The organism is Mesorhizobium sp. WSM4906 (assembly GCF_029674625.1).
Classification (GTDB): Bacteria; Pseudomonadota; Alphaproteobacteria; order Rhizobiales; family Rhizobiaceae; genus Mesorhizobium.
In genome coordinates, this window is record NZ_CP121355.1 from 3,207,879 (window position 1) to 3,221,203 (window position 13,325).

Annotated in this window: 13 protein-coding genes; 2 read left to right on the plus strand and 11 right to left on the minus strand. The window is 63.1% G+C overall.

The window, feature by feature from the left end; translation table 11 throughout:
• Nucleotides 1-12 precede the first annotated feature (12 nt).
• The 6 genes from QAZ22_RS15350 to QAZ22_RS15375 are packed head-to-tail and all read right to left on the minus strand — an operon-like array spanning nt 13 to nt 6,978.
• Entirely contained in the window at nt 13-432 is a 420-nt protein-coding gene (locus QAZ22_RS15350; RefSeq protein ID WP_278207626.1) for a ribulose bisphosphate carboxylase small subunit, read from the minus strand.
• Between the two features lie 11 nt (nt 433-443).
• Nucleotides 444-1,904, minus strand: a complete 1,461-nt coding sequence (locus QAZ22_RS15355) for a form I ribulose bisphosphate carboxylase large subunit (RefSeq protein WP_278207627.1) — start codon at nt 1,902-1,904, stop codon at nt 444-446.
• A gap of 35 nt (nt 1,905-1,939) precedes the next feature.
• Complete coding sequence (gene fba, locus QAZ22_RS15360; protein WP_278207628.1) at nt 1,940-3,019, minus strand: class II fructose-bisphosphate aldolase; 1,080 nt, start codon at nt 3,017-3,019, stop codon at nt 1,940-1,942.
• Nucleotides 3,020-3,030: 11 nt separating this feature from the next.
• Nucleotides 3,031-5,037 (minus strand): transketolase, encoded by a 2,007-nt coding sequence (gene tkt / locus QAZ22_RS15365; protein ID WP_278207629.1) that lies wholly within the window; start codon nt 5,035-5,037, stop codon nt 3,031-3,033.
• Nucleotides 5,038-5,047: 10 nt separating this feature from the next.
• A complete protein-coding gene (locus QAZ22_RS15370) occupies nt 5,048-5,920 on the minus strand; it encodes a phosphoribulokinase (protein WP_278207631.1) in 873 nt (290 codons plus the stop codon).
• Between the two features lie 8 nt (nt 5,921-5,928).
• Entirely contained in the window at nt 5,929-6,978 is a 1,050-nt protein-coding gene (locus QAZ22_RS15375; protein WP_278207632.1) for a class 1 fructose-bisphosphatase, read from the minus strand.
• Between the two features lie 120 nt (nt 6,979-7,098).
• On the opposite strand from QAZ22_RS15375, the gene QAZ22_RS15380 reads away from it, so the two are divergent.
• The gene (locus QAZ22_RS15380; RefSeq protein ID WP_278207633.1) at nt 7,099-8,061 is read left to right on the plus strand and encodes a LysR family transcriptional regulator; all 963 of its coding nucleotides are present in this window, start codon (nt 7,099-7,101) and stop codon (nt 8,059-8,061) included.
• Nucleotides 8,062-8,316: 255 nt separating this feature from the next.
• On the plus strand, nt 8,317-8,517 hold the full coding sequence (locus tag QAZ22_RS15385; protein WP_125001907.1) for a hypothetical protein: 201 nt from the start codon (nt 8,317-8,319) through the stop codon (nt 8,515-8,517).
• Nucleotides 8,518-8,521: 4 nt separating this feature from the next.
• Here QAZ22_RS15385 and QAZ22_RS15390 read toward each other — a convergent pair whose 3' ends face one another.
• From QAZ22_RS15390 to QAZ22_RS15410, 5 genes are all read right to left on the minus strand, one after another.
• Nucleotides 8,522-9,151: a hypothetical protein gene (locus tag QAZ22_RS15390; RefSeq protein ID WP_278207634.1), complete on the minus strand. Its 630-nt coding sequence runs from the start codon at nt 9,149-9,151 to the stop codon at nt 8,522-8,524.
• Entirely contained in the window at nt 9,151-10,011 is an 861-nt protein-coding gene (locus QAZ22_RS15395) for an ABC transporter permease (protein WP_278207856.1), read from the minus strand. The genes QAZ22_RS15390 and QAZ22_RS15395 overlap by 1 nt, the downstream gene beginning before the upstream one ends.
• 11 nt (nt 10,012-10,022) lie before the next feature.
• A complete protein-coding gene (locus QAZ22_RS15400; RefSeq protein ID WP_278207635.1) occupies nt 10,023-10,811 on the minus strand; it encodes an ATP-binding cassette domain-containing protein in 789 nt (262 codons plus the stop codon).
• A 77-nt stretch (nt 10,812-10,888) separates the two neighbouring features.
• Nucleotides 10,889-11,815 (minus strand): PQQ-dependent catabolism-associated beta-propeller protein, encoded by a 927-nt coding sequence (locus tag QAZ22_RS15405; RefSeq protein ID WP_278207857.1) that lies wholly within the window; start codon nt 11,813-11,815, stop codon nt 10,889-10,891.
• A 64-nt stretch (nt 11,816-11,879) separates the two neighbouring features.
• Nucleotides 11,880-13,127 (minus strand): ABC transporter substrate-binding protein, encoded by a 1,248-nt coding sequence (locus QAZ22_RS15410; RefSeq protein WP_278207636.1) that lies wholly within the window; start codon nt 13,125-13,127, stop codon nt 11,880-11,882.
• Nucleotides 13,128-13,325: the final 198 nt, after the last annotated feature.

Genomic DNA, 13,325 nt, shown 5'->3' on the forward strand with positions numbered 1-13,325 from the left:
TCGTCGCGATGATCAGCCGTACCTCGTTCCAGCCGGCTTGTCGGCGGCGTAGGGCTTGGTGGTGTAGCGGATCATGCGGCCTGCGGCTTCCTGCCGCTCGAGCCGATAGCCGGGTTCCTCGGCCGGACGGTTGACGATGAAGGAGAGCTTCACCGATTCCCAGCCATGCGAGGAATCGAAGGCGACGATGCGGATATAGCGATCGCCATAGAGCTTGCGGCATGCGTTCAGCTCCATCATCAGCGCCGCAGCGTCGGGATTGTCGAACATCGGGTGACCCCACATCTCCCAATAGACGTTGCGCGGGTGCGGGTCGTCGGTGAACTCGAGGCTGACGGTCCATTTGTTGTCGATGCAATACTGCACCTGCGCGCGTATCTGGTCGTCGGTCAGGTCGGGCAGGAAGGAAAAGGCCCCTTGGGTGATACGCATGACGGTTCTCCTTATTCGGCTGCCGTTGCCACGGGGACGAAGTCCGGCGTGTCGGTCGAGGCATAGTTGAAGGTCACATCCTTCCAGGTCTCGAGCGCCTGTTTCAGCGGCAGACAGTTCCTGGCCGCGTTCTCGAGGATCTGCGGTCCTTCCCGCACATAGTCGCGGCCCTCGTTGCGGGCGAGGATCATGCATTCGAGGGCGACGCGATTGGCGGTGGCACCGGCGGCGATGCCCATCGGATGGCCGATTGTGCCGCCGCCGAACTGGAGCACGACGTCTTCGCCGAGCAGGTCGATGAGCTGATGCATCTGGCCGGCATGGATGCCGCCCGACGCCACCGGCATCAGCTTGTTGAGCGAGGCCCAGTGCTGGTCGAAGAAGATGCCGTTCTCCAGCTTCATCGGGTTATGGTCCTCGCGGCAGATGTCGTAGTAGCCCCTTGTCGTCGCCGGATCGCCTTCCAGCTTGCCGACGACGGTGCCGGCATGGATGTGGTCGACGCCGGCCAGCCGCATCCATTTGGCGATGACGCGGAACGACACGCCGTGGCTCTTCTGGCGCGTGTAGGTCGAATGGCCGGCGCGATGCAGGTGCAGGATCATGTCGTTCCTGCGCGCCCACTTCGCCATCGATTGGATCGCCGTGTAGCCGATCACGAGGTCGATCATGACGATGTTGGAGCCGAGTTCCTTGGCGAAGTCGGCGCGCTCGTACATGTCCTCCATGGTGGCCGCGGTGACGTTGAGATAGGTTCCCTTGATCTCGCCCGTCTCGGCCTGCGCCTTGTTGACCGCCTCCATGCAGTAGAGAAAACGCTCGCGCCAATGCATGAAGGGCTGCGAGTTGATGTTCTCGTCGTCCTTGGTGAAATCGAGCCCACCCTTCAGCGCTTCATAGACGACACGGCCGTAATTGCGGCCGGAAAGGCCGAGCTTCGGCTTGACGGTGGCGCCGAGCAGCGGGCGGCCGAACTTGTCGAGGCGCTCGCGCTCGACGACGATGCCGGTCGCCGGGCCCTGGAAGGTCTTCACATAGGCGACGGGAAAACGCATGTCTTCCAGCCGCAATGCCTTCAACGGCTTGAAACCGAAGACGTTGCCGATGATCGATGCCGAGAGATTGGCGATGGAACCCGGCTCGAACAGGTCGAGATCGTAGGCGATGTAGGCGAAATACTGTCCGGGCGCATTCGGTACGGGGTCGACCCGATAGGCCTTGGCGCGGTATTTCTCGCTCGCCGTCAGCCGGTCGGTCCAGACCACCGTCCAGGTCGCGGTCGAGGATTCTCCAGCAACCGCCGCCGCCGCCTCGATCGGATCGACGCCGTCCTGCGGTGTAATGCGGAACACCGAGATTATGTCGGTATCCTTGGGCTCGTAGTCGGGCTCCCAATAGCCCATCTTCTTGTATTCCATGACACCGGATCTGTAGCGGTCCTTGCCGGTCACGGTTTCGGATTTATTGGGCATGACGCTGGTCCTTTCCCTTGTTGGCGGACCGCCGCTCAGGCGGCTTTGGCGGTTGCGATTTGCGGGTCGAGTTTTCCCGCGGCGTAACGTTTCGCCATCTCGTCCATGGCGATGACCTTGATCTTCGAGGCGTTGCCGGCGGCGCCGAAGCGTTCGAAACGATCACGGCAAAGGTCGCGCAAGGCGTCCATGGCGGGCTTCAGGAATTTGCGCGGATCGAATTCGCGCGGATCCTGCGTAGCAATGCGGCGGAACTGTCCGGCCATGGCCATGCGGCAATCGGTGTCGATGTTGACCTTGCGCACGCCGTGGCGGATGCCGCGCTCGATCTCCTCGACCGGAACGCCGAAGGTCTGGGGCATCTCGCCGCCATACCTGTTGATGATGTCCTGCAGTTCCTGCGGCACGGAGGACGAACCGTGCATGACCAGATGCGTGTTCGGCAGCTTCTCGTGGATCGCCTCGATCACCTGCATGGCCAGGATGTCGCCGTCCGGCTTGCGCGTGAACTTGTAGGCACCGTGGGAGGTGCCGCAGGCGATCGCCAGCGCATCGACGCGGGTGGCGAGCACGAAGTCGACCGCCTGATCGGGATCGGTCAGGAGCTGGTCGTGCGACAGCGCGCCCTCCGCGCCGTGACCGTCCTCGGCCTCGCCCTGGCCGGTTTCCAACGAGCCGAGCACGCCGAGCTCGCCTTCGACGGAAGCGCCGACCCAATGCGCCATGCGTGCGACGCGTTCGGTGACGGCGACGTTATAGTCGTACGGGGCCGTGGTCTTGGCGTCCGCCATCAAAGACCCGTCCATCATCACCGAGGTGAAGCCGTGGCGGATCGCCGAAAGGCAGGTGGCTTCGTTGTTGCCGTGATCCTGATGGATGCACAGCGGAATGGCCGGATGCATCTCGGTCAGCGCCTCCATCATCTTGGCCAGCATGATGTCGTTGGCGTAGGAGCGGGCGCCGCGCGAGGCCTGGATGATCACCGGCGCGTCGCAAGCGCTCGCCGCCTCCATGATGGCGAGGCCCTGCTCCATGTTGTTGATGTTGAATGCCGGCACGCCGTAACCGTGCTCGGCGGCATGGTCGAGAAGCTGGCGAAGGGTGATGCGGGCCATTGTCGGTCCTCCTAGATGATGAGCCTCAGCGCCGCTGCGGCGACAGCTTCGGGCGTGATGTCGAAATGCCGGTAGAGGTCCGGCGCGGGAGCGCTGGCGCCGAAGCCGGTCATGCCGACAAAAGCGCCCGTGTCGCCGATCCAGCGGTCCCAGCCGAGGCGGGCGGCCGCCTCCACGGCGACGCGCGGCGCGGAGCCGAGGACGGACTTGCGGTAGTCCCCATCCTGTTCCTCGAACACTTCCCAGCACGGCATCGAGACGACCGCGGCGGCGATGCCGTGTTCGGTCTCCAGCCGCTCGGCGGCGGCAACGGCGATCTCGACCTCCGAACCGGTGGCGACCAGCGTCACGGCTCGGTGCGCGGACGGCTCGCGCAAGACGTAGGCGCCCCGGCCGGATCGGTTTTCGTCGCCGTGTGCCTGGCGCAGCATCGGCAGGTTCTGGCGCGAGAGCACCAGCACACTCGGCCGGGTCTCGCTCTTCAGCGCCAGTTCCCAGCACTCCGCCGTTTCGACGATGTCGGCCGGACGGAAGACGTTGAGGTTCGGTGTCGCCCGCAGCATCGCCAGGTGCTCGATCGGCTGATGGGTCGGGCCGTCCTCGCCGAGGCCGATGGAATCATGCGTCATCACATAGACGACACGCTGGCCCATCAGCGCCGAGAGCCGCATCGCGCCGCGCGCATAGTCGGCGAAGCACAGAAAGGTGCCGCCGTAGGGCACGAACCCGCCATGCAGCGCGATGCCGTTCATGGCCGCGGCCATGCCGTGCTCACGGATGCCGTAGTGAATGTAGCGGCCCGCGTAACCACCCGGCACGATGCGATCCATGCCTTTGGTGATCGTCAGATTCGAATGCGTGAGATCGGCGGAGCCGCCGACCGTCAGGTCGGTTGAGCCGTTGATCGCGGCAAGCGCCATTTCGGAGGCCTTGCGCGTTGCAACCTTGGTCGCCTTCTCGACATGCTCCTTACGGAAGGCGCCAAGTGCCTCGAACACGGCATCGGGCAATTTGCCGCCGATCGCGCGCTCGAAGGCTTCGCGCCGCGGCGAGGCGGCAAGCCGCTGCTCCCAGGCGCGCCGCGCCGCTTGCCCGCGCTCGGCAATCTCGCGCCATGCGGAAAGGATATCGTCCGGCATCTCGAACGGTGCGTAGGCCCAGCCGATGTTTTGCCGCGTTGCGGCAATCTCCGCATCGCCCAGCGGCGCGCCATGCGTCTTTTCGGAACCGCCCAGATTGGGCGCGCCCTTGCCGATCACCGTGCGGCAGGCGATCAGAGATGGCCGATCCGACTGCCGCGCGGTCTCGATTGCCGCGGCGACGGCCTCCATGTCGTGGCCGTCCACCGACTGGACAAGCCATCCCGCTGCTTTGAACCGGGCTGGCTGATCCATCGATGTCGACAGCGAGGTCGGTCCGTCGATGGAGATCGCGTTGTCGTCCCAGAGCACGATCAGGCGGGAGAGCTTCAGGTGACCTGCGAGGTCGATCGCCTCGTGGCTGATGCCTTCCTGCAGGCAGCCGTCGCCGGCGATCACGTAGGTGTAGTGGTCGACGAGATCGGCGCCGTGGCGGGCAGCAAGCATGCGCTCCGCCAGCGCCATGCCGACAGCGGTCGAAATGCCTTGTCCGAGCGGACCGGTCGTCGTCTCGATGCCAAGCGCGTGGCCATGCTCGGGATGTCCGGCGGTACGGCTGCCCAGTTGACGAAACTGCTGCAATTCCTCGATCGGCATGTCTTCGTAGCCGAGCAGGTAATGCAGCGCATATTGCAGCATCGAGCCGTGCCCGGCCGAAAGCACGAAGCGGTCGCGATCTGGCCAGTCCGGCGCTGTCGGGTCGATATTGATGAAGCGGCCGAACAGTACCGTCGCGACGTCGGCCATGCCCATCGGCATGCCCGGATGTCCGGAGTTGGCCTTCTGCACGCTGTCCATGGCCAACGCGCGGATGGCGTTCGCCATGTCGCGCTCGGAGACGGCGGCGGCGACGGACTTCAATGCTGCCAGGCTGGTCATGGCGTCCTCCTCACGACACACGTTTCTTGCGTTCGATCAATTGCAGGATGAGCGGCGTCAGGATCAGCTGCATGGCAAGGTCGAGCTTGTTGCCCGGCACCACTATGGAATTCGGCCGCGACATGAAGGAGTCGTGGATCATGGAAAGCAGGTAAGGGAAATCGATGCCGCGAGGATTGGCGAAGCGGATGACCAGCATCGATTCGTCTGGGGTCGGAATCCAGCGGGCGATGAACGGGTTGGAGGTGTCGACGATCGGCACGCGCTGGAAGTTGATCGCGGTCTGCGAAAATTGCGGGACGATGAAGCGGACATAGTCCGGCATGCGGCGCAGGATCACGTCCATCACCGCCTCGGTGGAATAGCCGCGTGTTGCGCGGTCGCGATGGATCTTCTGGATCCATTCGAGATTTATGACCGGCACCACGCCGATCTTGAGGTCCGCATGCCTGGCTAGGTTGATCTTGTCGGTGACGACGCAGCCGTGCAGGCCTTCATAGAAGAGCAGGTCGCTGGGAGCGAATTCGCGCCACTCGGTGAAATTTCCCGGCGGTGTGCCGGTGAGCTTCTCCTCGTCCTCGTCATGGACGTAGGTGCGGGTCCTTCCGGTCCCCCGGCGGCCATATTCCTCGAAAACCTCCTCGAGGATACCGAGCTCGTTGGCCTCGGCATGGAAGTGGGTGAAGTTCGGGTTGCCGGCCTTTTCCTGTTCGGCGACCGCCACCTTCATCGCCGCGCGGTCGTAGCGATGAAAGGCGTCGCCTTCGATGAAGGCTGCTTCGATGTTCTCGCGCCGGAAGATCAGCTCGAAGATGCGCTTGACCGAGGTCGTGCCCGCGCCCGACGACCCGGTGATGGTGATGATGGGGTGCTTCGCCGACATGATGCTGCTCAGGCCCTGAAAAGTCCGCGACGGCTGAACAGCGGCGCACGCTCGCCGATAGCGCTGGGTTCGGTGTGATAGCGGGCGATCCGCGCGACTTCCCGCGCGGATCCGAAGACCACGGGTATGCGCTGATGCAGGCTGTCGGGCTCGATTTCGAGGATGCGGGTAATCGTATCGGTCGCGGCACCGGCCGCCTGCTCGATCAAATAGGCAATCGGATTGGCCTCATAGACGAGCCGAAGCCGGCCTTGGCGGTAACCCCTGCGTTGGTCGCCGGGATACAGAAACACGCCGCCGCGCATCAATATGCGATAGCAGTCGGCGACAAGCGAGGCGATCCAGCGCATGTTGAAGTCCTTCTCCCGTGGGCCTTCGGTGCCTTCGAGGCAGTCGTCGACGTAGAGGCGCACGGCCTCGTCCCAGTGGCGGTAATTGGCGGCGTTGATGGCGAACTCCTGGGTCCGCTCCGGGATTATCCGGCTTTCGTAGGCCTGGACGAAGGTGCCCAGCCTGGTCGAATGCACGAAGACATGCGTGCCGCTGCCGAGCGACAGAACGAGTGCCAGCTGCGGGCCGTAAATAAAGAACCCGGCGCCCAGCATGCTCACGCCTGCCTGCAAAAAGGAGGCGGCCGGATTGGCGTCCGGCGCGCCAGTTGCAGGGAGGAGGGAGAAAATCGTTCCGACCGACACGTTGGTGTTGATGTTGGAGGAGCCATCCAACGGGTCGATGGCGATGGCCAGGGGGGCTTGCCTGTCGAGCAGGACCGGCTGCTCCAGCTCCTCGGAGGCATAGAGCGCGACCGGAGCGTGACGCATGGCGTCGAGGAAGATGTCGTCGGCGAAGACGTCGAGATCCGTCTGGACATCGCCGTTGGGATTGGCGCCACGGGTCCCGGCAAAAGCGGTGCCGAGCGCCCCTTGGTTGATGGCGTTGCGGACCCTGGTGGCGGCCTGCGTGAGCTGACGGATGGTGGCAACGACCGTGGAGCGGCGTTCGTCCGGCGGGTCGCCGAGATAGGAGTTCAGAAAAGCGTCGAGTGTTGGCGCCGGCATCGTAACCTCCCGGTCCGGCGGTATCTCCTCGAGGCCGGATTGAGAGATGAAACCAAACGATCCGAACTAAGTAAAATTCAATAACTTTACTTAGGCAGTAAAAAAAATTTATTATGCTGCATGAGAAACCTCACGCTCAAGCAATTCAAGACCGTTCAGGCAATCGTCAGCCACGGGAAAATCGTCAGCGCTGCCAAGGTGTTAGGCCTTTCTCCCCCAGCCGTGACGATCCAGTTGCGACAGGTGGAGGAGGAGTTCCAACTGGCCTTGTTCGACCGGACGTCGGACGGCATGCGTCCCACCGCCGCAGGGCTGGCCTTCGTCGAGGCGGCGCACGCTATCGAGGAGCGGCTTCGTCTGCTCGACGACGAGATGGACGCCATCAAGGGCGTGCGCACCGGCAGCCTGAGGCTCGGCGTCGTTTCGACCGCCAAATATTTCGCGCCGCGACTCATGGCCGGCTTCATGAAGCAGCATCCCGACATCGACATGCGGCTTGCTATCGGCAATCGCGCCGAAACGATCGATAGCCTGAAGAACCACGACATCGACATCGCGCTGATGGGCCGTCCGCCCAAGGAAGTTTCGGTGCGCGCTTCGGTCTTCGGCGATCACCCGCTGGTCATCATCGCGCCGCCGGAACACCCGCTGGCGTCGGCACGCGACATTTCCAAGGAAAGGATCGCCGAGGAGCATTTCATCATTCGCGAGCCGGGCTCGGGCACGCGCATCTCGCTGGAGATATTCCTGAGCGACGTGCCCGGCCGGATCGACGATCTCGGCGTCGAGATGGGCTCGAACGAGACGATCAAGCAGGCGGTGATGGCAGGTCTCGGCATCGCCTTCATCTCCGCCCACACCATTGCCGCGGAAACGGAAGCGGGCCGGCTCGTCATTCTCGACGTGGTCGGCATGCCGATCCGCCGGCAATGGTTTTCGGTGATGCGCACCGACCACGTGATCTCGCCGGCGATGGCGACCTTCAACGATTTCCTGATGCGCAAGGGCGCAACGTATCTGCCCCTGTTCGGCAAACTGTATCCGCACGCCGAAGCGAAGGAAGCAGCACCGAGGCAAAAATGAGAGCGCCTGGAAAGCGGCCAGAGAGTGAAGCGCCAGACATACCGGCCGAAGAAATCATGCGACAAAAAGCCGACAAGGGCGTGGAAAACGCACCGCCATCGATGGCGGTTGGTTGGCTCGCATGGTATGTTGCAGTGCGAAAGGGCAGGGGCACGCGCTTCATACTCGCAAACAAGACGGATGGGCAGCCAACCCTGCATGCAAATCGCTATGCGTCCCGGGCGTGGGGTTCGGGAATTCGAAGGGGAAGGGGCAATGCTTTATACAATCGTGATGATGGTCTGCATGACGGCGGTGCCGCAGACTTGCGAGCAACGCGAGGAAATGGCGGACGGCCTGGCCATGAATCCCGGAGTGGCCTTCATGCAGGCGCAGCCGCTGGTCGCCCATTGGCTGGAGACACATCCTGGCTATTTCGTGCAGCGCTGGCGTGTGCTGCCCGGCCGGGGAACCTGACGGACTATTTCTTCGGGGCAAGCGTTTCCGAGACAGTCTTGGACAGCTGATACAGCCGCTGCTCGATTATCGTCGGCACATCGCAGACGTAAGTCAGCGATTGCGCACGCTCGTTGAAGATTCGTGTCGCGAAATTCAGCTGGTCCGTCCGTCGCTCGACCTCGTCCTGATCGGCGTCGGGTTTTGCACGCAACGCATCGACATCGGACGCTTCCTTGCGCAATTCGGCGGCCATTTCGAGTTGCCTGTGGGCGTAGCGGGATATGCCGGAAATCACATGCGAACGCTCGGCGTCCATGTGGTCGAACATGCCCTGCTCGAGCATCGCCATTTTCGGCGCAAGTTGCCCGGCGGGCAGCGAGGCCGCGAAATCCTTGATCTTCTTCTGGGCGTCCGCAATCGGCAGCCTGCGAGCCGCCACCTCCTCGACCAAGGCGGAGACCGAAGGGTCCTCCGACCAGTCCTTCGCGGCTGCCGGGATATCCGGCCCGTTCCAGACCTGGCCGAGCGAAAGTTGCGGTACCTTGCGCTGCACGCAGGGCCAGTCCGGATCAGTATTCGCGGCGGTGGCGCCGGCGCTCGGTACGAGCGTGGCAGCCGCAACCAGGCTGCAAACAAGCCTCATCCTTTCCATCAACCGTTTCCTCCCGTGCCTTGTTTGCGGGTTATCAGGCCGCGCGAAGGGTCGTAAGCGATGATGGCACCTCCCAGGAACAGCAGCGTGCAGCCGGCCACGACGCCCAGCGACACCCAGTCGACCTGCCCGTAGAAGGCGAAGCGGATCAGTTCGACGGCGTAGGTGAAGGGGTTGGCGAGGCAGAGCTTGTAGAGAAGCGGGCTCGCTTCCTGGATGCGCCACAAAGGATAGAGCGCAGGAGAAGCGAAATAGCCGGGAAAGATGACGAAGTTCATGATGCCGGCGAAGTTTTCGAGCTGCTTGATCATCGAGGACAAAAGCATGCCGAGCGCACAAAGCATCATGCCCGACAGGAACAGGGCCGGCAGCACGAACAAATAGCCGAGCGGCGGCGCCTTCACGCCCCAGAACCAGGCAACGATCAGAAACGCGTAGACCTGTGCGATCGATACCGAAACGCCGGCGAGCATCTTCGACAGCAGCAGGTACCAGCGGGGAAATGGACTGACCAGCAGGATGCGCATATTGCCCATCTCGCGGTCGTAGACCATCGACAGTGAAGACTGCATGCCCGAGAACAGCAGGATCATGCCGCACAAGCCTGGCGTGATGTAAACCTCGTAGAGCACGTAGGTCTTGTAGGGCGGGATGATCGAAACGCCGAGCACCTGTCGGAATCCGGCGGCGAAGATGAACAGCCAGACGAGCGGTCGAACCAGCGATGAGATGAAACGCTCGCGCTGGTGCAGGAAGCGCAGGCATTCCCGTACGACGATACCTTTGAGGCAGATGAGATAGTGACGAAGGCCGAACGCGCCGGACGCCCGCGGCGGGGCGGCGGCGACCTTTTCCGGCATTGCGGAAGCGCTCATGGCGAGATCTCCGCGATGCCGGCTGCTTCGCTGCGGCTGAGCCTCGAAAAGGCGTCGCTGATCGAACCGGCGCCACTTGCCTTGACGACGTCGGCGACCTGGCCCTTGGCGACAAGGTCACCCTGACGCAGCACGACGACATGGTCGCCGTCATAGACCTCGTCGATCAGATGGGTGGCCCAAAGCACGCCGATGCCCTCGGTTTCGACCAGCTTGCGGATGGTGGCGAGAATGCCCGCGCGCGATTGGATGTCGAGACCGACTGTCGCCTCGTCAAGCAGCAGCAGGGAAGGGCGGTGGAGCAGCGCCCTGGCGATCTCGATGCGCCGCATTTGGCCGCCCGAAAGGCTGCGAGCCTTGTCATGCTGACGGCCCCGCATGTCGACCGTCTCGATCAGCGCCGCAATGCGCTGCCGGGCTTCGTGCCGTCCGATGCCGTGCAGCGAGGCGTGATAGGAAAGGTTCTGGTACACGCTCAGATCGAGATCGAGCGTGCGTGCCTGGAACACGATGCCGACACGCCTGAGCGCCTCGCCGGAAGCACGGCTGACGTCATGGCCGAAGATGCGGATCGATCCCCGGCGCGTGTCGTAAAGGTGACTGATCAACGAGAACAGAGTTGTCTTGCCGGCACCGTTGAGACCGAGTAGCGCGGTGAAGGTCGCAGGCGCGATCGAGAACGAGACGTCGTTGAGCGCCCGCTTCGGACCATAGGAATGACTGACGCCGGCGACGTCGAGCGCCGCCACCTCATCTTCCGCTTTCCTCGTCCTCGCGTGCTGCATGGATGGCTCTCTTCGGATGCTTATCTAGCGCGCTCGCCGCCTTTGGCCTTGGCGGCAGGCCCAGTCTTCCGGCTGCTTCATTGGGGCGATATGGCCACGCCCCAGGGCTGCTGGCCGACGGTGACCGACTGAACCGGCTCGTCGGTCGCCGTGTCGATGAAAGTGATGTCGTTGGAATTGCCGTTCGTGGTGATCAGTGTTTTCTGATCGGGGGTGAAGTCCAGATGCCAGACGCGCTGGCCGACGAGGATGTACTTTTCCACCTCGTAGCTTTCCGTGTTGATCACCGCGACATGGTTGGCCGGGCCGAGCGCGACATAGGCCTTCCTGCCGTCGGCGCTGATGGCGATGCCTACCGGCTGAATGGTTTCGGCCCTTAATCCCGGAATCGCGAACTTGATCTTCTTTACCACCGCGCGCTTGGCGTTATCGATGACGCTGACGGTGCCGCCGACCTCGGCGCTGACCCAGACCTGCGATCCGTCGGGCTTGAACGCAGCGAAGCGCGGGCGCGTGTCGACCAGCACGTTGTCGGTTACGTCATGACTCTCGGTGTCGATGAAATGCGCCATGCTGGTGGTCTCCGAGGTGTTGACCATGGTCTTGCCGTCTGGGCTGACGGCCATGCCTTCCGGTTCGACGCCAACCGGAATCTCGGTCTTGACTTCCTTGCCGTCGACGTCGATCGCGGTGACCAGATTGTCGTTTTCGTTGGCGACGTAGAGCGTCTTGCCGTCGGGCGAAAGCACGAACAATTCGGGATCGTCGCCGGAGGGCAGCGTGCCGACGACCTCAAGCGTCGCGGTGTCGATGATCTGGATCGTATTGTCGTCGCTGGCGCACAAATAGATGAACTTGCCGTCGTGCGATATGGTGATGCCGCGCGGCCTCTGGCCGACGTCGACGGTCTTGACCACCTGCATGGTCGCCGTGTCGACGACGGTCATCGTATTGTCCTTCTCATTGGAGACATAGGCCGTGTAGGCCGATGCGGGGCCGGCCATGATGCCGGTTGCGACAATGGCGAGTACCCAAGCTCGTCTCTGCACGAATTCCTCCCGATTGGCGCTACTTGAGAACGCATTTCGTTTCCGGTTGATCGATGCCGAGGGTGTCGAGCTCCGAGACCTGGTGGAGATAACCCTCCTGGGGAGATGTCGAAACGACCGATTTGGTATCGCCTAGCAGGATCGGCTGGCGCAGCTGGAGGTTCCATTTGCGGAAGGTCAGCTTCTGTCCCTTGAAGGCGGCGACCGAGAAATCGTCCGAGCGGATGTAATCGCTGATCTTTTTCGGATCGTCGCCATTGGTGCGCGTGGTGGCTTCGCCGACGGCCCGCACGGCCGTCCAGGCCGACATGTCCTTGGACAGCATTCGCCGGCCTGTCGTCTTCAGGAAGCGGCTCTGCATCTGGATGCCGCCCCACTGCTCACTCGCGGGGTGCCATGACGATGCCACGAGACCGGCCGTGCCTGCGACCAGCCGCGACGTCCAGGTGCGGTAGGGCACGTAGGTCCCGAACACCTCGCTTTCATCGGCCACAAGCAGCACGTCATGCTCCGGCAGGTCTTGCGTGAATACCGAAATCTGCTGCTGTATCTGCGTGGCTCCGGTATCGGTGCGGCGCGCCGTGCCGGTGTCCTTGAATTCCTTCTCCGCCACGATCTGGCCGCCGAAGCGGGCCGCCGCGCGGCGCAACGCGTCCGCATAGAGGTGGTCCTCATCATGCGAGCCATAGAGCAGCGCCCAGTTCGGCCATTTCTTGACCATGAGGTACTGCGCCAGCGCGTCGGCGAGCATGCTTCGCGTCGGCGCGATGTGGAAGACATTTATGCGGCAGTCCTCTTCGCGCAGGCTGTCGTCGGTGGCGCCGACGTTGAAGATCAGCACCCCCTTGTCGCGCGCGATGTCGGCGATCGACAGCAACTGCTTGGCCGAGAGGTCCGCGACCACATAGCGGTCGCCTTTGGCGATCAGGTCGTCGAATGCCTGGACCGCATCGGCTTCCGGCTTTATCTCGGCGACGTCGAGGCTGAATTTCTGCTTGATGAACTTGCCCGTCGTATTGTTGTCGCCGATGGCGACATTGGCGCCGGCGACCCCTTCGTCACGCGGCGGTAGGTCGAGCAGGGAAAGCGTCAGCCGCGGCGCGTAGGCCCGTAAATAGCCGATCTTGATTTCGGTTATCTGTCCTTGCGGCCTGATCGCTCCGGCCGGCTGCACGGTCGGTTGCTGGGCGAACGCACCCGGAGCTCCAGCGGTCAGGGACAGAAAGCACAAAAGGGCCGCCAAGGTGCCCGGCACCGCGCTTGTCATCGACAGAATTACCCATTCTTGCGCTTGAGCCCGATCGTTGCCGGCCCGGCGCAAAGTCAAGGTGCCCCGAGTCGAGCTTAGTGAACCCGCGGGATTTATCAACCTGGCGAGCAGAGCGTCACGGCTCTGCTTTAGTCCTATTCCCATAGCGAGGAGGTCGGGCGTGACGGCTCGCCGGAACTGCGCGGAAATTTCCGA

Excerpts from the sequence above, each read along its gene's own strand:
- QAZ22_RS15350 (WP_278207626.1), bottom strand. The coding sequence starts at position 432 with ATGCGTATCACCCAAGGGGCCTTTTCCTTCCTGCCCGACCTGACCGAC.
- QAZ22_RS15355 (WP_278207627.1), bottom strand. The coding sequence starts at position 1,904 with ATGCCCAATAAATCCGAAACCGTGACCGGCAAGGACCGCTACAGATCC.
- fba (WP_278207628.1), bottom strand. The coding sequence starts at position 3,019 with ATGGCCCGCATCACCCTTCGCCAGCTTCTCGACCATGCCGCCGAGCAC.
- tkt (WP_278207629.1), bottom strand. The coding sequence starts at position 5,037 with ATGACCAGCCTGGCAGCATTGAAGTCCGTCGCCGCCGCCGTCTCCGAG.
- QAZ22_RS15370 (WP_278207631.1), bottom strand. The coding sequence starts at position 5,920 with ATGTCGGCGAAGCACCCCATCATCACCATCACCGGGTCGTCGGGCGCG.
- QAZ22_RS15375 (WP_278207632.1), bottom strand. The coding sequence starts at position 6,978 with ATGCCGGCGCCAACACTCGACGCTTTTCTGAACTCCTATCTCGGCGAC.
- QAZ22_RS15380 (WP_278207633.1), top strand. The coding sequence starts at position 7,099 with ATGAGAAACCTCACGCTCAAGCAATTCAAGACCGTTCAGGCAATCGTC.
- QAZ22_RS15385 (WP_125001907.1), top strand. The coding sequence starts at position 8,317 with ATGCTTTATACAATCGTGATGATGGTCTGCATGACGGCGGTGCCGCAG.
- QAZ22_RS15390 (WP_278207634.1), bottom strand. The coding sequence starts at position 9,151 with ATGGAAAGGATGAGGCTTGTTTGCAGCCTGGTTGCGGCTGCCACGCTC.
- QAZ22_RS15395 (WP_278207856.1), bottom strand. The coding sequence starts at position 10,011 with ATGCCGGAAAAGGTCGCCGCCGCCCCGCCGCGGGCGTCCGGCGCGTTC.
- QAZ22_RS15400 (WP_278207635.1), bottom strand. The coding sequence starts at position 10,811 with ATGCAGCACGCGAGGACGAGGAAAGCGGAAGATGAGGTGGCGGCGCTC.
- QAZ22_RS15405 (WP_278207857.1), bottom strand. The coding sequence starts at position 11,815 with ATGGCCGGCCCCGCATCGGCCTACACGGCCTATGTCTCCAATGAGAAG.
- QAZ22_RS15410 (WP_278207636.1), bottom strand. The coding sequence starts at position 13,127 with ATGACAAGCGCGGTGCCGGGCACCTTGGCGGCCCTTTTGTGCTTTCTG.